This window comes from Cupriavidus sp. R6-3 (genome assembly GCF_059772245.1).
Window position 1 is genome coordinate 1 of sequence record NZ_JCBAJO010000065.1, and the last position, 21,341, is coordinate 21,341.

15 protein-coding genes are annotated in these 21,341 nt (G+C 69.5%); 13 read left to right on the plus strand and 2 right to left on the minus strand.

Annotated features, from left to right (window positions below; genetic code table 11):
- From bioD to AC6EI8_RS12695, 13 genes are all read left to right on the plus strand, one after another.
- Positions 1-455: ATP-dependent dethiobiotin synthetase BioD (gene bioD, locus AC6EI8_RS12635; RefSeq protein ID WP_498382066.1), on the plus strand; the 455-nt coding region annotated here is incomplete at its 5' end.
- Between the two features lie 19 nt (positions 456-474).
- Positions 475-1,530 (plus strand): biotin synthase BioB, encoded by a 1,056-nt coding sequence (bioB, locus tag AC6EI8_RS12640; RefSeq protein WP_498382067.1) that lies wholly within the window; start codon positions 475-477, stop codon positions 1,528-1,530.
- A gap of 166 nt (positions 1,531-1,696) precedes the next feature.
- Positions 1,697-3,721: an acetyl/propionyl/methylcrotonyl-CoA carboxylase subunit alpha gene (locus tag AC6EI8_RS12645; protein WP_226107989.1), complete on the plus strand. Its 2,025-nt coding sequence runs from the start codon at positions 1,697-1,699 to the stop codon at positions 3,719-3,721.
- A 263-nt stretch (positions 3,722-3,984) separates the two neighbouring features.
- A complete protein-coding gene (locus AC6EI8_RS12650) occupies positions 3,985-6,582 on the plus strand; it encodes a hypothetical protein (protein ID WP_498382068.1) in 2,598 nt (865 codons plus the stop codon).
- 90 nt (positions 6,583-6,672) lie between these two features.
- Positions 6,673-7,614, plus strand: a complete 942-nt coding sequence (locus tag AC6EI8_RS12655; protein ID WP_150082731.1) for a 2-hydroxyacid dehydrogenase — start codon at positions 6,673-6,675, stop codon at positions 7,612-7,614.
- 63 nt (positions 7,615-7,677) lie between these two features.
- The gene (locus tag AC6EI8_RS12660; protein WP_150082732.1) at positions 7,678-8,619 is read left to right on the plus strand and encodes a hydroxymethylglutaryl-CoA lyase; all 942 of its coding nucleotides are present in this window, start codon (positions 7,678-7,680) and stop codon (positions 8,617-8,619) included.
- A 184-nt stretch (positions 8,620-8,803) separates the two neighbouring features.
- Positions 8,804-9,340: a YbaK/EbsC family protein gene (locus AC6EI8_RS12665; RefSeq protein ID WP_498382069.1), complete on the plus strand. Its 537-nt coding sequence runs from the start codon at positions 8,804-8,806 to the stop codon at positions 9,338-9,340.
- Positions 9,337-9,768, plus strand: coding sequence for a thioesterase family protein (locus AC6EI8_RS12670; RefSeq protein WP_226107996.1), 432 nt, complete (start codon positions 9,337-9,339; stop codon positions 9,766-9,768). Before AC6EI8_RS12665 ends, AC6EI8_RS12670 begins: the two co-directional genes overlap by 4 nt.
- Before the next feature lie 239 nt (positions 9,769-10,007).
- Positions 10,008-12,716 (plus strand): hypothetical protein, encoded by a 2,709-nt coding sequence (locus AC6EI8_RS12675; protein WP_498382070.1) that lies wholly within the window; start codon positions 10,008-10,010, stop codon positions 12,714-12,716.
- Between the two features lie 11 nt (positions 12,717-12,727).
- Positions 12,728-15,439, plus strand: coding sequence for a hypothetical protein (locus AC6EI8_RS12680; protein WP_498382071.1), 2,712 nt, complete (start codon positions 12,728-12,730; stop codon positions 15,437-15,439).
- 211 nt (positions 15,440-15,650) lie between these two features.
- Positions 15,651-15,956, plus strand: a complete 306-nt coding sequence (locus tag AC6EI8_RS12685) for a DUF1289 domain-containing protein (protein ID WP_317845735.1) — start codon at positions 15,651-15,653, stop codon at positions 15,954-15,956.
- Positions 15,953-16,903: an MBL fold metallo-hydrolase gene (locus AC6EI8_RS12690; protein ID WP_498382072.1), complete on the plus strand. Its 951-nt coding sequence runs from the start codon at positions 15,953-15,955 to the stop codon at positions 16,901-16,903. The genes AC6EI8_RS12685 and AC6EI8_RS12690 overlap by 4 nt, the downstream gene beginning before the upstream one ends.
- The gene (locus AC6EI8_RS12695) at positions 16,888-17,526 is read left to right on the plus strand and encodes a GNAT family N-acetyltransferase (RefSeq protein WP_262484864.1); all 639 of its coding nucleotides are present in this window, start codon (positions 16,888-16,890) and stop codon (positions 17,524-17,526) included. The genes AC6EI8_RS12690 and AC6EI8_RS12695 overlap by 16 nt, the downstream gene beginning before the upstream one ends.
- Here the strand turns inward: AC6EI8_RS12695 and AC6EI8_RS12700 are convergent.
- Both AC6EI8_RS12700 and AC6EI8_RS12705 read right to left on the minus strand, forming a co-directional pair.
- On the minus strand, positions 17,516-19,096 hold the full coding sequence (locus tag AC6EI8_RS12700; RefSeq protein WP_265633092.1) for an ABC transporter substrate-binding protein: 1,581 nt from the start codon (positions 19,094-19,096) through the stop codon (positions 17,516-17,518). The two genes, AC6EI8_RS12695 and AC6EI8_RS12700, sit on opposite strands and share 11 nt — an antisense overlap.
- Before the next feature lie 210 nt (positions 19,097-19,306).
- On the minus strand, positions 19,307-21,341 hold a 2,035-nt coding region (locus AC6EI8_RS12705), incomplete at its 5' end, for a TonB-dependent receptor (protein WP_498382073.1).

Here is a 21,341-nt window from a genome sequence, read left to right on the forward strand (position 1 = left end):
TTGAAGCCGAGCCGATCCTGTCGGCGTTTGCGGCGCTGCGCGCGCAGGCCGACGCGGTGGTGGTCGAAGGCGTCGGCGGCTTTCGCGTGCCGCTGGCCGGCGGCCCGAACGGCTGGGACACCGCCGATCTCGCGGTCCGGCTCGGCCTGCCGGTGATCCTGGTGGTCGGCATCCGGCTGGGGTGCCTGAGCCATGCGCTGCTGACCGCCGAGGCGGTACGCGCGCGCGGGCTGCGCCTGGCCGGCTGGATCGCCAACCGGATCGACCCCGACATGCTGCTGGCCGACGAGAACATCGCCACGCTGCGCGGTGCCTTCGACGCGATCGGCACGCCTTGCCTCGGCACGCTGCCCTGGCAACTGCCTGCCGACCAGGCCGCGCGCTGCCTCGACCTGGCCGCGCTGCTCGACCCCACCCGACATCCCGGCGACGCGCCCATCGAGCGCGCCGCCTGACCACAGAATTCGACCCGACATGACTACCATCGCCACCATTTCCGCCGATTCGCTGCGCCAGAGCGCGCGCCAGCAGGCCGCTCAAGCCACTCAAGCCACTCAGGCCGGCACCGACGATGCCAACGGCAACAACGCCCGCTGGACCGTCGACGCGGTCGCCGCGCTGTTCGCGCTGCCGTTCAACGACCTGCTGTTCCGCGCGCAGCAGGTCCATCGCGAGCACTTCGACGCCAATACCGTGCAGCTGTCGACGCTGCTGTCGATCAAGACCGGGGGCTGCGAGGAGGATTGCGGCTATTGCCCGCAGAGCGCGCACCACGATGCCGGCGTCAAGGCCGGCAAGCTGATGGCGCTCGAAGACGTGCTCGAGGCCGCGCGCACCGCCAAGGCCAACGGCGCCACGCGCTTCTGCATGGGCGCCGCCTGGCGCAGCCCGAAGGACCGCCATCTCGAACCCGTGATCGACATGGTGCGCGAGGTCAAGGCCATGGGGCTGGAGACCTGCGTCACGCTCGGCATGCTGCGCGCCGAGCAGGCGCAGCGCCTGAAGGACGCCGGCCTCGATTACTACAACCACAATCTGGATACCTCGCCGGAGTTCTATGGTGAGATCATCAGCACGCGGACCTACCAGGACCGGCTGGACACCATCGGCCATGTGCGCGACGCCGGCATCAACGTCTGCTGCGGCGGCATCGTCGGCATGGGCGAGACGCGCGAGGCGCGCGCCGGCCTGATCGCGCAGCTGGCCAATATGGACCCGTATCCGGAGTCGGTGCCCATCAACAATCTGGTCCAGGTCGAGGGCACGCCGCTGGCCGGCACCGCGCCGCTGGACCCGTTCGAGTTCGTCCGCACCATCGCGGTCGCGCGCATCACGATGCCGCGCGCGATGGTGCGCCTGTCCGCCGGCCGCGAGGCCATGGACGAAGCGTTGCAGGCGCTGTGCTTCCTGGCCGGCGCCAATTCGATTTTCTACGGCGACAAGCTGCTGACCACCGGCAACCCGCAGGCCGAGCGCGATCGCGCGCTGCTGGGCCGGCTCGGCATCCGCGCGGAAGGACACGCCGGATGACGAAGGTGTCCGTGCCTGCGGTCCACCCCGCATTCCCGCGAAAGCGGGGCCCCGGCGACTTGCGCAAGCCGCCGGGTTCCCGCATGCGCGGGGACGACGGGGCGTTGCGCGCGGCGCGGACACCAGCAGCCAGCCGGTCGCCGTTCCCCATCAACAAGGAGGAGCCATGTTCACCAAGATCCTGATCGCCAACCGCGGCGAAATCGCCTGCCGTGTCGCCGCTACCTGCCGGCGCCTGGGCATCCGCACCGTCGCGGTCTATTCCGACGCGGACGCGCAGGCGCGCCATGTCGCCTACTGCGACGAGGCCGTGCATATCGGCGGCGCCGCGGCGCGCGACAGCTATCTGCGCGGCGACCACATCATCGAGATGGCGCGCGCGACCGGCGCGCAGGCGATCCACCCCGGCTACGGCTTCCTGTCGGAGAACGAGGGTTTCGCCGAGGCCTGCGCCGCGGCCGGGCTGGTGTTCATTGGGCCGCCGGCATCGGCGATCCGCGCGATGGGCAGCAAGAGCGCGGCCAAGCAGTTGATGGAACGCGCCGCGGTGCCGCTGGTGCCGGGCTATCACGGCGAGGACCAGGACCCGGCGCTGCTGCGCCGCGAGGCGGACCGCATCGGCTATCCGGTGCTGCTCAAGGCGAGCGCGGGCGGCGGCGGCAAGGGCATGCGGGTGGTCGAGGACGCCGCCGGCTTCGACGCCGCGCTGGCCTCGGTCAAGCGCGAGGCCAGCGCCAGCTTCGGCGACGACAAGGTGCTGGTCGAAAAATACCTGACGCGGCCGCGCCATATCGAGATCCAGGTGTTCGCCGACACGCAGGGCAACTGCGTCTACCTGTTCGAGCGCGACTGCTCGGTGCAGCGGCGCCATCAGAAGGTGCTGGAGGAAGCGCCGGCGCCCGGCATGACCGCGGAGCGCCGCCGCGCGATGGGCGAGGCGGCGGTCGCGGCGGCCAAGGCGGTGGGCTACGTCGGTGCCGGAACGGTCGAATTCATCGCCAATCAGGACGGCTCGTTCTACTTCATGGAGATGAACACCCGGCTGCAGGTCGAGCACCCGGTGACCGAGATGATCACCGGCCAGGACCTGGTCGAATGGCAACTGCGCGTGGCCGCCGGCGAGCCGCTGCCGCTGTCGCAGGAGCAGCTGCGCATCGACGGCCATGCGCTCGAGGCGCGCGTCTACGCCGAGAATCCCGACAAGCAGTTCCTGCCGTCGACCGGCACGCTGCGCTACCTGCGCACGCCGCCCGCGGTGCAGTTCATGCGGGGCGAAGACGTGCACGGCCCCGCCGGCGTGCGGATCGATTCGGGCGTGCGCGAGGGGGATGCGATCAGCCCGTATTACGACCCGATGATTGCCAAGCTGATCGTCTGGGGCAAGGATCGCGACGAGGCGCTGGCGCGCATGCGGCAGGCGCTCGCCGCCTATCACGTGGTCGGCCTGTCGACCAATATCGCCTTCCTGCAGCGGCTGGTGGCCTCGGAGCCGTTCGCCAGGGCGGACCTCGACACCGGCCTGATCGCGCGCCATGAGGCCACGCTGTTCGCGCCGCCGGCGCCGGTCGGCATGGAGCTGATCGCGCTGGCGGTGGCCGCGCTGCTCGATGCCGAGGCGCGCGAGCGCCGCATCGATGCCGCGGATCCACATTCGCCATGGACCCATGCCGGCCCGTGGCGGCTGAACGCGGGCGCGCAGCGGGTGCTGCGCTTCGCGCATGGCGCGGACACGCTGGAAGTCACGCTGCAGGCCGATGCGCAGGGCAGCACGCTGTTCTATGCCGACCAGGCCGCGCCGTTCCGCACGCATTGCGTCGCCGACGACGTCCAGGTCGATCTCGGCACGCGCCGCGCGCACGGTCAGGTGCATCGCGACGGCGATGTCTTCCATGTGTTCGCCGGCGGACGCCACGTCGCGCTGGAATGGAAGGACCCGCTGGCGCACGCGGGCGATGCCGAAGGCGAGGGCGGCAAGCTGACCGCGCCGATGCCGGGCAAGGTGATCGCCGTGATGGTCGAGGCGGGCGCCACCGTCACGCGCGGCACGCCGCTGCTGGTGATGGAGGCGATGAAGATGGAGCACACCATCAGCGCGCCGGCCGACGGCGTCGTCGGCGAAGTGCTGTATGGCGTGGGCGACCAGGTCGGGGAGGGCGAGCAGTTGCTCGGCTTCGAGGCCAAGGCGGGTTGAAGCTTCGCGGGCAGGGCGAGCGGTACTTGCGTTGCGAAATGCAAGATTCGCATGCCTTCCCGCAAGCCGGCTGCGGCGTCGCGTTGACAATGGCCCGATGCCTTGTCTTCGCGAGGCCGGTGCCCGGGTGCCCCGCCTGACATCGAGCCCACGGCATCGGCGCTCTCCCGGGTTCCCCGGGGCGGGCGCCATCGGCAGGTCGGCACCGGACCGCATGGCTTCGCGGCACGAGGAAATCCTCAATCGCACATCCTGAGTTTCCCATGCCCCGATACACCCTCGACGCCTGCGCACCGCCGCCATGCAACGCGGCCGCCCCCACCGCGGCCGCCACCTCCGCCACCCGATCCCCCGAACACGATTTCGGCGTGTTCCGCTTCGACGGCTATGCCGTCTCCATCAGGATGGACGACCGCGGCATGCGAGCCGAGCGGCTCGTCAAGCATGCCACGTCACCCGGTCCCCTTCATGCGCTGCTGTACTGGTTGAAGACCCTGTTCAAGGCCGAGGGCGGCGCGTCGTGGTATCTGAACAAGCGCGACAGCAACGACGTGATCGGACAGCGCTGGGCGCAGGACAGGCAACGGCATCTGCGATCCTTCACGACGTCCGCGCCGCCGCAATCGACGCAATCGACGCAATCGACGCAATCGCCGCGGCCACCAACGGACCTGCCGGCGCTTGCTTGCGCCGAGGCGGCCTGGACAGTCGTGCTCGGTTGCCTCAATAGCCGCGATCGTGCCGCGATCGGACTGACCTCGAAGCGCATGCAGTACGCGATGCACGGCGAGCTCGCTCTGCAGGGTGCCCTGGCCCGCGCGCGCGGCCTGCGCACGCTGGAGGGCCTGCAGAAGGTTGCGGCGGACTACGGTCTGGACACCGGGCAGCAGGCCGATCCCACCCGAGCGGACAGGCTGATGCCAGGACAGAAGGAGGCGCTCGTCGTCGCGCTTGCCGAGCGCATCCCGATGCTGGAAGGGGGGCGGCACGGCGCGGCATTGGACTATCTGTGCCGGCAGGCCGCGGGCCTGGAGGGCCGCACCGGCCTGCGCGTACGCGCCGCGCTGCTGATGTCGCTGCCCAAGGAGCAGCGCGAAAAGGCGGCCGCCGTGCTCTTGCCCGACAAGGCAGCCTACGCCGCGCTGATCCGCTCGCAGACGCCCCAGGAACAGCGGGAGCGGCTCGTCGCCATCACCGAGGCCTTTCTGCACCAGCCCGGCACCGCCGAGCCGGCCGTCAGCCGCTGGGACGAGCTGCTTGCCGATGCCAGGGGCGACCTGCTTGCCCGGCCCGCTCTGGCGGGGCGGCAACTGTTTGCGCTGGCCACATGCCTGAAGAAGATCGCAAGGCCTGGCGGGAACGACGATCGCGAGCTGCTCGCGGCCGCGCTGGATCGCTGGCATGCGCTGCGTCAGCAGTTGCCGGCATTGCCCGCCACGGAAGCCGTCGAACTCGCGTATGCCCTCTCCAGAAGCCTCGAGCGTCTCGAGGCCGACAGTGTCGAATGGGCGAAGGCGGTGGCGTTGCTCGATGCCTGGCAAGCCAGCGTGAAGCTGACCTGCGAACAGCAGGTCAGGCTCCTTGCCCGGCTGGCGCACATGAAATCGACGGAAGGGTTGGCCAAACGCTGGTCGGCGGTGTGGGACCGTATCGAAACCGGGCAACTTGGCCACCTGGGCCCCCAGGCCGCGCGTGAGCTCGCGTGGGTGCCGGCGCAGGAGGGCTGGCAGCGCGTGGTGAACTTCTGCATGGACGATCGCAAGGCCTCGCCGAATCAACGCGCCGATATGCTGCTCGCCCTGGTCCAGTTCGTCGAGATGAGGCGGTTCTTCTTCGGCCAGCTCGACGTCAAGGCATTGAAGCCCGAGCTTCACCAGGCCGCGATGAAGCTGATGGAGAGCGGTGGGCCCGTTTTCCCGCTGCTGCGATGCCAGTGGCGGCCGAAGGCCGAGACCGCCGCGGCCATCCGGAAGCATCTCGAATGGCCGCGCCATTGCGAGGCGCTGGTGCAATGGCTCGAGTACCGTGGTCATCGGGATGCGGCGCCGCAGTGGAGCCTGTCGGATCTGCTTGCGCTGCAACCGGACCTGGCCCGGCTCGTGGAGCGTATCGTCCGGGATGGCGACGGTGCGACGGGAGACGCCGGCGAGCGGGTGGCGATGGCGGTGGCCGCATGGGCCGATACGCAGATCGTCAGCCAGCAGGTGGAGCCTGCGCTGGCGCTGGCAGAGGCGTTGCTGCCGCTGGTACAGGCCACGTGCCGCCATGATCGCGGCGGCGCCGCTCTGCCGCGGTTGGCGCAGCTGATCAACAGCATCATTCTGGTGGCGAACGAGCAGCCCGACATTGCACGCGCCGGTCGCATCGACGCGTTGTTCGAGGCGACCTGGGCGCTTGCGGATGCGCTGCCGCCCGCCGACCGTCGCGCCATGCTGGATGCGCTGATCATGCTGAAGGAGCCGTTGCAGCCGAACGAGATACGCCGCACGCCGCAATTCTGGGCCGGCAGGACGCTGCTTCGTGCCGCGCAGGCAATATCGGACGACATGCCGGGCCGCGCCAATCTGCTGGTGGGGCTGGCGAAGGCCGAATACATGCTCGATGGCCAGTCCAACCTCGGCGCCCACTTTGGCAGTGCGCGCATGCAGATCCACCTCAAGACCGTCGCGTTGCCGGACAGGGAGTTTGCGGTGGCCGCGGAACGCCTCGCGCTATGGTTCGCCGGCCGGCCAGCGGACCGCGCCGAGGCCCGGGCATGGGAAAAGGCGAAGTCGGCCTTCCTCGCCCGGGTGCGAGGCCTGTCAGTCGAACACCACATGGCGCGCCAGCGTATCGAGCACTGGATGGAACCGGAATGGTAGGCGATCCCGTCCCGGCTCTGCCGGCGCCGGCTGGAGAATGACGGAGTCTGAGACAATACGCCGGGACAAGACCAAAGACGTGGAGAAGCGATGAAGCTGCAGTTGTACGTGCCCGATGGCCGCTATGCGCCGTGGATCGAGGGGTTTGCACAGGCCCTGCCCGAGGCGCAGTGCGTCACCTGGGAAGAGAGCCAGGGACAGCCGGTCGACTATGCGGTGGTCTGGCGCCCGCCGCTCGAGATGCTGAAGGGACGCCGCGACCTGAAGGCCGTGTTCAACCTGGGCGCCGGCGTGGACGGCATCCTGCGGCTGCGCGACACCGACCCGGACGCGCTGCCGGCCGGCGTGCCGATCGTGCGGCTCGACGATGCCGGCATGGGCGCGCAGATGGCCGAGTACGTGACCCACGCGGTGCTGCGCTATTTCCGCCGGCTCGACGACTATGCGGCGCAGCAGCAGGCGGGCACCTGGAAATTCCTCAAGCCGAATCGCCGCGCCGACTTCACCATCGGCGTGATGGGCGTCGGCACGCTGGGCGCGCATATCGCCCGCACGCTGGCTGCGTTCGGCTTTCCGGTGCGCGGCTGGAGCCGCTCGCCGAAGACCGTCGAGGGCGTGCAGTGCCATGCCGGCGAGGCAGGGCAGGCCACCTTCCTCGACGGGCTGCGCGTGCTGGTCAACGTGCTGCCGCTGACGCCGGAAACCGAGAACATCATCGACGCGGCGCTGCTGAACCGGCTGGCCAAGGGCGCCTATCTGATCAACGTCGCGCGCGGCCCGCACCTGGTCGAAGAGGATCTGCTGGCAGCGGTGCAGCAGGGCCAGATCGCCGGCGCGACGCTGGACGTGTTCCGCACCGAGCCGCTGCCGCCCGAACATCCGTTCTGGGGCGAGCCGCGCATCACCATCACGCCGCATATCTCGGCGCTGACGCTGCGCGAGGACAGCATCGCGCAGATCGCCGACAAGATCCGCGCGCTGCGGGACGGCCGGCCCATCGCCGGCGTGGTCGATCTGCAGCGCGGCTACTGACCCGCGCCACGAAAAACCGGACCGCCGCCGCGAGCGGCGGCCACCACCAGACGAGGAGCAGCGATGAACCAACCCAACTACGTGAAGATCGTCGAGGTCGGGCCGCGCGACGGCCTGCAGAACGAGAAGGCGATGGTGCCGGCCGACACCAAGGTCGCGCTGATCGACCGGCTGACCGAGGCGGGCTTCGTCAATATCGAGGCGGCCTCCTTCGTGTCGCCCAAGTGGGTGCCGCAAATGGCCGACGGCGCCGACGTGATGGCGCGCATCCAGCGCCGGCCCGGCACGCTGTATTCGGTGCTGACGCCGAACATGAAAGGCTTCGAGGGCGCGGTGGCGGCCGGCGCCGATGAAGTGGTGATCTTCGGCGCGGCCAGCGAGGCCTTCTCGCAGAAGAACATCAACTGCTCGATCGCCGAGTCGATCGCGCGTTTCGAGCCGGTGGCGGCCGCGGCCAGGGAGAAGGGCATCCGCTTGCGCGGCAGCATTTCGTGCTCGCTGGGCTGTCCCTATCAGGGCGAGGTGCCGGTCGCGGCGGTGGTCGACGTGGTACGCCGGATGCGCGACCTGGGCTGCGACGAGATCGACATCGCCGATACCATCGGCGTCGGCACGCCGGCCCGCGTGCAGGAGGTGATGCGCGCCGCCGCCGGCGAGTTCGCGCTGGACCGCCTGTCCGGCCATTTCCACGATACCTATGGCCAGGCGCTGTCGAACATCCTCGCCAGCCTCGACGTCGGCATCCAGATCTTCCACGCCTCGGTGGCTGGCCTGGGCGGTTGCCCCTATGCCAAGGGCGCAACCGGCAATGTGGCGACCGAGGACGTGCTGTACATGCTGCACGGCATGGGCGTGCGCACCGGCATCGACCTGGAGCAGGTGGTGCGCGCCGGCGACTTCATCTCGCAGGCGATCGGCCGCGCCAACAACTCGCGGGTGGGCCGCGCGCTGTTGACCAAATGGGCCGCCGACAAGGCCGAGGGGAACGCCGCGGCCTGCGTTTGATTCTGAGCCTGGGCCTGGGCCTGGGCCTGGGCTTGGGCCTGGGCCTGGGCCTGGGCCTGAGCTTGAGTCTGAGCTTGAGTCTGAGCCCGGGCCTGGGCCTGAGCCTGAGCCTGAGCCTGAGCTTGAGCCTGAGCCTGTCCGACCTATCCAACCAAAAACAGGAACGCGCGGAGACCGAAGCCCGATGCAGAACCTCGCCCAACCCTTGTCGTTGTCCGCAGGCACCGCCACCGAGGCCGCGTTGCCCGAATCCGCCCAGCGCGTGGCGCGCCTGCTCGCCGAACTGGGCCATGACAAGCCGATCGTGATGCTGCCGTCGACCGGCAAGACCTCGGCCGAGGCCGCCGCCGGCCTGGGCTGCTCCGTCGCCGACATCGCCAAGTCGATCGTCTTTCGGCGGCTCGACGACGATGCGCCGGTGGTGGTGATCGCCAGCGGCAGCAATCGCGTCGACGAGGCCAAGGTCGCCGCGCGCGTCGGCGCGCTGGGCAAGGCCGATGCCCGTTTCGTTCGCGAGAAGACCGGCTATGCCATCGGCGGCGTCTGCCCGATCGGCCATGCGGTCGCGCCGGTGATGCTGCTCGATCGCGACCTGTTCCGCCATGACAGCCTGTGGGCGGCCGCCGGCCATCCGCACGCGGTGTTCAACCTGACCCCGCAGCAGCTGCAGGCGATCACCGGCGCGGAAGTGGCCGACGTGGCCCAGGAGGGCGCGGCATGAGCCCCGATCTGAAGCCCGGCCTGGCCTTCACCTGGCGCTATACGGTGCCACGCAAGGCGACCGTGCCCAATCTCTACGACGACGTGCCGGGTTGTCCCGAGATGCCCGATGTGCTGGCCACCGGCTACATGGTCGGCATCATGGAATGCGCCTGCCTGCAGATGCTGCGCGAGTACCTGGACTGGCCGCGCGAGCAATCGCTCGGCACGCTGGTCAGCTTCACGCATCTGGCGCCGACGCCGGCCGGCATGACGGTCACGGTCAAGGGCGTGCTGACGGCGATCGAGGGCCGCAAGCTGCGATTCGAGCTGTCCGCCTGGGATGGCGAGGACAAGATCTCCGAAGGCGTGCACGAGCGCCATCTGATCGACGCGGCGCGCTTCAACGACAAGGTCGCCGCCAAGCGGGAACGCGCGGGCGGCGCGTAAGGATTCGGCGCCGGCGCCGAGGTCCTGAACGGGCCGTCGGGGCCATCGTGAGGCCATCGGGGTATTCAGGGATATTCGGGGGCCATCGGGGGCATCGGCGACACGGCGCGCCATGGCGTTACGTTGCTTGAAAGGCTTGCGTTTGCCGCGCTTTTGACAAGCGGCGAGGCACCACGTGGGAACAATACCGGGTCAGGCTCGCCTCCCCACGTCATGCTCACCGGCCTCGCCGGAACGCCATGCCCGAATCGTTCCACTACATCTACCACGGCCCGCCGCCGCCGCGCCTCGAAGACGTCGAACGCCTGCAGCCCGTCTTTCGCCGCGCATACCCCGTCAATATCGTCTGGCTCAAAGGGAAGCCGGTGCGTGCCGAACGCGTGCACGCCGCCGAGCCCCGATCGCCCTGGCAGCGGCTGATCGATTGGCTTCGCAGTCTGTTTGGCCTCGCGGGCGGCCGTAGCTGGGCCATCGGTGCGCGCGACGCCCGCAGCCTCGTCAAGCAGCGGCAACGGATCGAGCGGGGGTGGTGGTCCCGGCAGCCACAGGGGTCCGCCGCGACGGATCGTACCGCGGCGGGTGGGCGAGCCGAACCGGCCCCCAGTGCCCACTGCCCGCCCGTGACAATGCACGTCCCAACGCACGTTCCATCGGCCCTGTGGCGTCAGGTATGCCGATTCCTGCAGCCGGAAGACGTGCTGGCGCTCGCCATGGTCAGCAGCGACGCGAAGCGCGCCATCGTCAGCCAGACGCTGGTCGCGCGGGCCATGCAAGGGGCATCGAATGCCGCGTCGTTGTCTGCCATGCTCGCCGTCATCGACGATATGGCCGGCTGGCATCGGCGACACGACCCCTGCTGGCCGGTGCCGATGGCCGACCGGGCCTCCGTTCTCGCCGCGCTTGCCGCGCGCGTGCGTGTCCTGCTGAATGGGCAGCAGCCGGCCGCCTGCGCGGCGTTGCTCGATGCCGCGGAGCGTCTGGACCATCCCGGTGCGCGCGCCGGCGTGCTTGCCGCGATCGCCACGGCCCTCAATCCGGTTTGCCATGCCGACCGTCATGCCATCGCCGACCGTCTCCTCGGCATGATCCTCGCCTTGCCGGACGAGCTGCAATACGCCGCGCTGTGCGCGGTGCTGGGCAGTCCGAGGCCGCGGGATGTGCGATTGGCGTTTACGGCGCTCACCCGCACTGGCGGAAACTGGTTTGCCGTGGTGGAGCGGCTGCCGGCGTCGGATCGGGCGCGCGCGGGACGGAACCTGCTGTGTGCCCTGTTCGAGCGAGGCCACACTCTCGCCAGCCCGGGTGTGCTGCACGCCATGCTGGTCGATGCGCAGGACGACGCCGCGGATTGCCCCGCCTCGAAGGCGATCCTGCTGGAAACGATAGGCACCGCATGGGTCGCCAGTGGCGATGCCGCGCAGGACGAGGCGCGGTGGCGCTCGCTCTTCCAGCAAGCCTGTGCGCTGCCGGCGACGATGTTCGAACCGGTGGTGCACGGCCTGCGTGGCAGCCTGCGTGAATTGCCGGAGGCGGCGGCGGTGGCCTGCACCGCGGCCTTCCGCACGTGGATCGAGACGGCTTCGCTGTCGGCATCGCAGCGGGTCGACCTCGGCGCGGGGCTGATCCACCGTCTGCCGCTGGAGGACCGTGCCGTCTATTGGCACGCCAGATGGTCCGACTGGCGCAATGGCCGGCATGACGATGAGGCGCACGCCATTCGCCTTGCCGGCAAGCTGATCAACATGCTGTGGTGCGTGCCATCGCTGGCCGGCTGGCCAGCGCCCCTGGACGATCGCCATGGCGCTCCCCTCGCGCCCGCGCTGCGGGCCCGGCTGTTGACGATGCTGCCGTTGGAGGCCATGCGCGACGAACCCGGTTGCCTGGCCGCCGTGGTGGAGGAATCCATGCGGCTGGCAAAGCAGCACGACAGCCCGGGAGCCGCGTTGTGGTGGTACTTGGCCGGCTCGCTGTCATGGGCGCAGCGGCGCCAGGTCGAGTCGTTGCTCCGCCGAATGGAGCCGGCCAGGCTGTTCGACGCGCTGCATGACGTGATGCAGGGCGACGAGGCCCGCTCGCCCAATGCCGCCACGCTGGCGATGAGCCGGCTGGAGAAGCCCCGCACAAGCGCGAAAGAGGCCCCCGCGCGCATCCGCCTGGCCACGCTGATGGCCAGGCATTACGAGCAGGAGCTTCGCGCCGGCGGCGCACTGCGCGAGCGGCTCGGCCACGTCGGAACGTTGACCGACGAGCTGGAGGCCAGCGCGCCGGTGCAGGGGCAGGACGAATTCGCCACCGCGATGGCCGTGCTCGGCAACACCACGGCCATGGCGGCAAGCCTGGGCAAACGCGGGGACGATGTATCGGCGGCAGATGCGATCGTGCGGCGAATCTGGTACTGGATCGAACGGATGCGGGCCTCGACGCGGATGGCGATCGTCCAGGCCCTGCTCGATCGCAATGCGGGGTCACGGCGCAACACTGCCGCCATGTTCTACGACTATCTGTCCCGATCGAGCCTCGCTCATATGATAAAACTGGCCTCGCGCAGCGCTGCCCAGGTGCCGATCGCGCAGCGTGGGGAGCTGCTGGTCGAGCTGGCCAGCGCGCATATCGAAGCGGTCAGCACCGGTTTCGATGCCACCCGCCTGGCGCAGTGGAACATGTTGCGCAGCGCCGTGCCGGCGGGCCATCGTTTGCGCATGCTGGCCGCCGCGGGACCCTGGATCACGCGTGCTCCCAAGGACGACAGCCTGCGATCGATGTGGCTCGATTGCCTGGTGGACTATGCGGCGCTGTGCGATCGCCTCGCGGCCGTGGACCAGCCCTGCGTCGCCCAGTGGCGCGGCCTGGCCAAGGCGGCATTGTCGCCAGAGGCGGCGCCCGCGGGCGTCGATGCACCGAATCCCGATGCCGACCCGAGTCCCATCGCCGCGTCGGCACCCGGTTGATGGCGTGCCCCTTGCGCACTGACGAGCTTCCCCATGCCGCATCCTCCAAGTATCTCTACGAGCCGGCCCATGCGGACAGCATTGCCGCGCTGTCCCGCCTGGGACGTCCGCCGTCGGGCGGCGCACAGACCGTCGGCGTCTTCCGTTTCCGCGGCGGTGAGCCGGTCCGCATCGAGCGTCTGGACGATGACACCTTTGTGGCGATCCGGCTCGATGCATCGGGCCGGCCGCGCCGCTTGCCCGGCGGCTTGCTTGACCGATTGCTCGATGTCATACGGTCGCTGTTCCGGCTGGAGGGCGGGACGCGGTGGTCGCTGACCAAGAGTGACTGTCGCGAGATGGAGTCCTGGATGTTCGCGTTGTCCGCGCGCGCGATGCAACAGGAAGCGCGATGCCGACGCGAGCGTGCCGCGATGCGCGATCGGCGCGACGCCAGCACGCTGTCACGGTTCGAGGCGCTGCCGCTGCCCTTGCTGCACGCGATCAGCGCGAGACTCGGCTTGCAGGACTGCCATGCCCTGCGGCAGGTCTGCTCTCGCTTCGCAGAACCGATGGCGCACTGCGTGCCCTTGCTGCACGCGGAATCATGGACGACGCTGGCGGCGCTGCGCCGCGCGCTCGCCCATCTGTCGCCGAAAACGGCGGACGCACCGTTCGCCGCTCCGCCGGATCGATCGACGCGCGACAAGGCATTGAAGCGGGCGGCCGGCCGCATTTCGGTGCTGCCGGCCAGCCAGCGTCGCGCCGCCCTGCAGACCGTGCTGGGCGGGATCGAGCAGGCGTTTCCCGACGGCGACGGCGGTGCGGTAGCGCTGCGCGTGCTGGCTTCCCGGCTGGCGCAGTTGCCATGTGTCGACCGTGACGACAGACGCGAGGTACAGCGTCTGGCGTACCAGCTTTGCGGCGCGCTCGAGCGTCTGCCACTGGCCGATCGGGTCGGCGCGGCCCTGCGGCTGTGCAGGAGCCCGATGCTGTCGATCGCCGACCGCGTGCGCGCGCTGCTGGTGCCGGACTCGTGCTGGGTGCTGGCCGCGCGGGTGGTACCGGCGGCCGAGCGGCGCCGTGTCATCGACGAGCTCGTCGCGCTGGTTGCCCTTGTTGCGCAGCCGTCCCGTTTGCCACCATCGAAGGCAGTGCCGATGGCCCAGCAAGCCCTGCCCTTGGCCGAACTCGACCCGGCCGCCGGCGCGCATGCGCTCGCGGCCCTGCTTCGCATCTCGTCGCCCGCCATGCTGACACACGACTGGCCGGCCGAGGAGCGAGGCGGCGAAACGTCGTTCCGCACTGGCGTGGCGGTATGGGAGCACCTGGTGGCAACGGCGATCACGTGGCCGACTCAGGCGGCCGCTCTTCTGCTCAAGGCGCTGTTGCAGGCGTTGTCCGCGCTGCCGAACCAGGGCGCCAAGGATAGGGCCCGCCTTGCGGTAGGCGGATGGCTGGAGAACGCGGCCAACCTGCCAGCCCATGACCGCCGCGCGATCGACGCACTGCTGTTCGCGCTGCTGGCCCGGCCCGCGCGGCTCGCCGCCTGGAACGCGATGTGGGCCGCCCTGGCGCCGCCGAAAACGCAAGACGGCGACACGGAGGTGGATGTGGGCCAGATCGCGAGATGCCTGGTGTACCTGGCCGATGCCCAGCAGTGGGAGCCGATGCTGCTGCCCCGGCTCGAGCGGTTGCCGCCGCAGCAGCAGGCGGCGATGCTGGCCAACCTGCCGGCATACCTGTACACCGGACCGCATACGATGGAGCTGTTCGAGCGGGTGGTGGACCTGGCGGTCCACCATCGCCTGTTGAGACCTCTGACGTTGTGGTACCGCGCCCGCACGGCGCGGGACTACGGCCGATACAGCGATGCGCTGGACAGTGCGCTGATGTGCCTGCCGAAGCTCGAGCAGGCGGAGTGGATCGTCGCGCTGTCGCGCAATCGCGTGGTGCCCGAGCTGTGGATCGACGTGGGGCTGGCCGCGATGGAACCGCCGTTGCCGAATGCGGCGCTGCAGGCGTCGCTGCTCGGTGCCGTGGCGTCGCAGTGCCATCAATACGGCGTCCGTCTGGACGAAGTCTGGCAACCGCGGGTCGTCGGCCTGACCCAGGCATTGGCGCAACTGGAGGGTACGGCGGCCGGCCTGGACACCAGGGCGGTCTCGGCGCTGGTCGGCATCGGCGACACCATGCTGCAATTGCACGACGGCCTGGCGAAGTCCGCCCGGCCGGCGTGGACGGCGGACGCGATCCCCGCCTTCGTCGATGCCGTATGGAGGCAAGTCGAGAAGTTGCCTTTTGCCAGCACGCTGAGCATGATCGCCAACCTGTGCGTGCCGCGCGCGCTGTTCGCTCCATCGTACGAGCGGCACTTTCATCTGACCACAGTGCGGCATGCGATCGCGCTGCTGCCGGCGTTGTCGCCGCAGCAACGCGGCGACTTGCTGCCGAGTCTGATCGACATGGAGTCGGGGCCCAAAGGCGCGCGGCCAGTCGATTGGCGCGGTTTCGACAGCTGCCGCCAGGCACTATGGCAGGCGGTCGCGGCGCTGCCTGCCCGTGAGCGGGCCCGAACCGGCCTGCTCGACCAGGTGTCGCACTGGTTCGCCCGTTCGCCTGCCGACGCGCGCAGCCGGCAGGCGTGGAGGGACGCGCGCCGCCAATACCTTGCAATGGTCGACGCCGCGCCCCCCGAGCAACGTCCGGTACTGGTCAGGCGCCGATTCGGAGTCTTCGGCTGATCCGCTGATCCGGCTAATCCGCTGATCCGGCTGATCCGCTTATCCGCTGTTCCGGCTGATCCGCTGATTCCGCTGATTCCGCTGATTCCGCTGATTCCGCTGATCCGGGGAAGCGCGGGGCGCCCAATCCGTAAGGCTGTGCCGTCCGCCCAATGGCGCTACACTGCGTCGATCAGCCAGGCCATTCGTCCCCATGTCAGCCGACCCCAAATTGATCGCCGACCTGCGCCGCCGCGCGCTTGCCGCCCAATATGCGAAGCCGGTCGCCTCGCCGTGCCGCGATGTCTGCCGCATGGGCCAGCACGGCTATTGCGAGGGCTGCTTCCGTACCATCGACGAGATCGCGGGCTGGGCCAACCGCAGCGAAGACGACAAGCGCGCCATCTGGCAGGCGCTGCCGCAACGCGCCGCGGCAGCGGACGCGGCCACCGCGTCCGACATGTCCGGCACGTCGGATACGTCCCGCCCGTCCGATATGTCCGACGCGTCCGACACGATGCAAGCAGGGCGGCCATGACGCAATCCACGGCAAGCGAGCCAGGCGCAGCAGGCCAGAGGCTGCCCGCCGGCATCCGCGTGTTCGAACGCGGCTGGCTGTCGGCCAACAACGTGCTGCTGATCGACGGGGACGATACCGTGCTGGTCGACAGCGGCTATGTCAGCCACGCCGAGCAGACCCTGGCCCTGGTCGAGGCCGCGCTGGACGGCAAGCCCCTGAAGCGGCTGATCAATACCCATCTGCATTCGGACCACTGCGGCGGCAATGCGCTGCTGCAGCGGCGTTGGCAGCCGCGCACGTGGATTCCCGCGGCCGAGGCGCGTGCCGTGGCGCAGTGGGACGTCGATGCGCTGACCTACCGCGCCACCGGCCAGCAGTGCGATCGCTTCGCCTTCGATGCGCTGTTGGAGGATGGCCAGTCGATGCGGATGGGCGGCATCGACTGGCAGGTCATCGCAGCGCCCGGGCACGACCCGCACGCGGTGATGCTGTTCGCGCCGGCCGAGCGCATCCTGATCTCCGGCGATGCGCTGTGGCAGCATGGCTTCGGCGTGATCTTTCCCGAGCTCGACGGCGACAGCGGTTTCGCCGAACAGGAAGCCGTGCTGCGGCGGATCGCCGAGCTCGATGTGCGGCTGGTGATCCCCGGGCATGGCAGTCCGTTCTCCGATGTCGGCGCGGCACTGGAGCGCGCCAATGGCCGCCTCGACTATCTGCGTGCCGACCCGCGCCGCAACGCCGCGCACGCGCTGAAGGTGCTGGTCAAGTTCAAGCTGCTGGAGCAGCGTCAAATGACGCGCGACGCGCTGCTGCAGTGGATGGCGCAGGCACCGTTGCTCGAGCGCGTGCGGCTGCGCTATCTGGACGGCGCGCCGCTGCCCGAGGTGCTGCAGCAGGTCGTGACGGGCCTGGTCAAGGCGGGCGCGGCGACGGTCGACGGCGATACGGTTTGCAATTCGGATTGAACGCGATGGGGACCGTGCCGATCCTGCGTGGCGACGGGTTTTCGCTGCGCCCGTTTCGACAGGCCGACGCCGAGCAGTTGGCCGCCGCGGTGCAGGAGTCGATGGCCAGCCTCGCGCCATGGATGCCTTGGGCCCACCTGCGCTACAGCGTGCGCGACGCGCAGTTGTGGATCGATACCTGCGCGGACAATCTCGCGGCCGGCCTCTCCTACGACATCGGCATCTATTCGGAGGACGGCCGCGTGCTGTTCGGCGGCGTCGCGCTGAACCAGATCTCGACCGAGAACCGCATGGCCAACCTGGGCTATTGGGTGCGCAAGAGCCGGCAGGGCGAGGGGCTTGCCACCCGCGCCGCCTGGATGATGGCCTGCTTCGGTTTTCATCGCCTGCATCTGACCCGCATCGAGATCGTCGCCGCCGAGCAGAATCTGGCGAGCCGCCGCGTCGCCGAGAAGACCGGCGCGCTGCTCGAATGCGTCGCGCGCAACCGGCTGGTGCTGCGGGGCGTGCCCTGCCGCGCGGCGATCTACTCGCTGGTGCCGGAGTCGGTGATGCCTTCCGTTCCGACCCCGGCGCCGAGCCGGACCCCGGCGCCGGCGTCGCCCCGGGCCGTCAGCGAGTAATGCTGAACGCGTAGGTGCGTTCGTCCTGGCGCGGGATCACGGTCAGGCCCTTCTTCGCCGCCCACACATTGATCTGGTAGTACAGCGGGATCACGCCGTAGTCCTTGATGCCGATCTCGGTGGCCTCCTGCAGCAGCTTCTCGCGCCCGCGGTCGTCGATCGTCGTCAGCGCGGTGCTGAGCTTGGCGTCCAGCGCCGGGTTGCTGTAGCGGCCCCGGTTCGATGCGCCCCAGCCCTTGGCGGGATCGTAGGTCGCCAGCAGCGACTTCAGCGACGAGCCGGCCTCGCCGGTGTCGGCGCCCCAGCCGGCCAGCATGAACGAGAAATCGAGCTTGTTGGCGCGCGTGAAGAAGCTCGCCGACGGCATCGCCTCGACGCGCGTCTGGATGCCGATGCGGGTCAGCATCGAAGCGATCGCCTGTGCCACCTGCTCGTCATTGACATAGCGGTTGTTCGGCGTATGCAGCGTCAGCTGGAAGCCGTCGGGATAGCCGGCCTCGGCCAGCAGCCGCTTGGCCGCCGCCGGATCGGCGGCATCGGGCTTCAGGCCCGGCACGTGGCCGAACAGCGAGCTGTTGACGAGCTGGCCGGTCGGCTCGGCCGCGCCTTCCATCACGCGGTCGACGATCGCCTGGCGCGAGATCGCCTTCGAGATCGCCTGGCGCACGCGCGCGTCCTTCAGCGGATTGCGGGGCAGCGGCTTGCCGGCCTTGTCGGCGACAAAGGGCGACACCTCGCGGTCGCTGTCCATGTGCAGGTACATCATGCGGAAGGTCGGCACCTTGAACACGGACACGCCCGGATCGGCCGACAGCTTGCGGATATCCGAGGTCGGCACGTTCTCGATCACCTGCACGTCGCCGGCCAGCAGCGCTGCCACGCGCGGCGCGTCGTTGGTCAGGATGCGCAGCGACACCGTGTCCCATTGCGGCTTGTTGCCCCAGTAGGCGTCGTTGCGCGTCAGCTCGATGCGGTCGCCCTTGCGGAAGCTGACGAACTTGTACGGCCCGGTGCCGACCATCGCCTTGCCGCTGTTGAAGTCGTCGCTGGAGGCGTTGCCCGCCGCCTGCTTCGACACCATGTAGATGGTCGACAGATCGTTGGGCACCAGCGGATAGGGACCGTGGGTGGTGATGCGCACGGTCAGCTTGTCGACCGCCACCACGTCCTTGAAGCCCTTGGTGTAGATCGTGTACGGCGAGGGGCTGTTCTTCACGGTGGCCGGCCGCGCCAGCGAGAACACGACGTCCTGCGCGGTGAATTCGCTGCCGTCGTGGAACTTCACGCCGGGCCGCAGCTTGACCTCCCAGGTGGTCTCGTCGACCGCGCGCCAGCTCAGCGCCAGCGCCGGCTTGAAGCGCATCTTCTCGTCCTTGGCGATCAGCGTCTCGAACATGTGCTCGGCGACGTTCGCGTTGGGCGTGACGTTGTGATAGTGCGGATCCAGCGAGGTGATATCGCCGGACAGGCCGATGGTCAGGCTGGCCGCGTGCGCGGGCAGGGCGGCGGCGCCGAAGGCCAGGCTTGTGGCCAGCACCGCGGCGCGCAGGGTACGACGAACGAATGGCATCGGGCACTCCCGTCGGTTGAGGTGTGCGGCATTGTCCGGACCGCGCTCTTGCAGTGTCAAGACGGATAGACCCGCGGCGCGGCGCTGCACCCGCAGCAGGCAGGCCAGGCCACGGCCGGCCCCCGCGCGCCCCGGTCGAGTGCCTGTTGCACCGCGATGGAACGTCGCCCCGATAGCCGGGAAACGGTGCCCGGCCACCGGCGCGCACCGCTAGAACGTCGTGCGCATGCCCACCCGCACGCTGCGGCCTGCCATCGGCGCGATGTCGCGCAGGATCGAAGTGGCATTGCGCGCCTCCTCGTTGGTCAGGTTGTCGCCGCGCAGATAGAGCAGGGTTTGCGTGCGGCCGCTCCTGATCTTGTAGGTCAGCGCGACGCCCAGCATCGTGTAGGCGTCGGTGGGCGTGTCGTTGACCGGCACGCGGGTCTGCTTCGCGGCCCAGGTCAGGTCGATGCGCGCGCCGAACGGCCCGGCGCCGTAGACCAGCGCGCCGCCCAGGCGCAGCGGCGCCAGCCGCGGCAGCGGTTCGCCGGTCTCGCGGTTCTCGCCGCGCACGTAGTCCGCACGCGCCTCGAAGTCCAGCGTATCGCTGCCGGTCAGCAGCTTGCGCGCCAGCCGGGTCTTGCCTTCGGCCTCGAAGCCGTACAGCGTCGCGGGGATGCCGAGGTAGCGCAGCTCGGGCAGGGCGTCCGCGCTGCCGGGCGCCACCAGCTCGCCTTCCTCGTTGCGTGCGTTGCCCGTCGCGGACAGCGCCAGATAGTTGGAGAAGCGGCTGTAGAAGCCGGACACGCCGGCGCTGTGGTCACCCTGCTTGAAGCGCAGGCCCAGGTCGACCGAGGTCGCGCGTTCCTTGTTGGCGTTCGGATCGCCCTGCTCCCAGGCGCCGGTGGCGACGTGCGGGCCGTTGGCGTAGAGCTCGTAGAAGGTCGGCGCGCGCTCGGTGTAGGCGACGTTGGAGGTCAGCGACCAGGCCGGGCCCAGCTTGTACAGCAGGCCGGCCGAGGCGCTGCCCGCGTTGAAGCTGCGGTTGGCGTCGGCAAAGCGTTCGTTGCCGCCGGCGGTGGCCTTGACGCTGGTATGGTCGATGCGGCCGCCCAGGTTCAGCTTCAGGTTGCCGGCCGCATCCAGCGGCATTTCCTCGAATACGAACAGCGCGGCATTGTCGGTGTCGCTGCTGGGCACGAAGGCTTCCTCGCCCAGCGCGGAGAAGCGGGTCGCGCCGAACTGCGCGCCGATCACGCCGCGCATGCGGCCGATGTTGCCGTGCTGCGCTTCGATGCGGGCATCCCAGCCCTTGTTCTTGAACACCGTGCCGGTCTCGCCGCCCTCGATTTCCTTGTGCTCGTAGTCGGTATAGCCGAACTTGCCCTTGACCGATTCGAGCCAGCCGCCGGTGGTGCCGGACAGGTTGCGCGCCTCGCCTTCCAGCGCGAAGCGGTCCTGCTTCATGTTCAGCCGCACCTCGTCTTCGGCGGGCGTGCCATAGTCGTTGCGATAGGCGCTGTAGCTCGCGCCGACGAAGCCGTCGGCCCAGGTGTAGGAGCCGCCCAGCGCGCCGCCGTGCTGCTCGGCGTTGGTGTTGGGCAGCCGGCCGCGGACCTCGGTCTCGCCTTCCTCCAGCGGCTGGCTGTTGCGCAGCCGCTCGCTGCGGGCGAAGCCGGGAATGCGCAGGTCGCTGGTCTTGCGGGCGAACGCGTCGGCGTGGATCGCGAACTTGCCGTTGCCGGCCTCGACCAGCCCGCTGGCATTGCGCGCCGCGTCGCCGTCGATGGTGGCGCTCAGATCGGTGGCGCCGGTGACGCCTTCGATCGGCGCCTTCGGGATGCGGTTGTCGATCACGTTGACCACGCCGCCGATCGCATTGCCGCCGTACATCAGCGCCGCGGGGCCGCGCACGACTTCGATGCGCTCGGCCACCAGCGGGTCCAGCGGCACCGCGTGGTCGTAGGACAGCGTGGCGGCGTCGATGCTGCTGCCGCCGTTCTGCAGCACCTTGATGCGGTCGCCGTCGAGGCCGCGGATCACCGGCCGGCTCGAGTTCGGACCGAAGTAGGTCGACGACACGCCGGGCAGGCTGTTCAGCGTTTCACCGAGCGTGCTGTTCTGGCGCACGGCCAGGTTGTCGCCCTGCAGCGTGGAGACGGCCGGCACCAGCGAATTCAGGTCGCTGCCGAGCGGGTTGGCGGTGACCACGACTTCGCCTAGGGTCGGAGCGGCTGCCGCGGGGGTGGCGGCCGGCATCGCG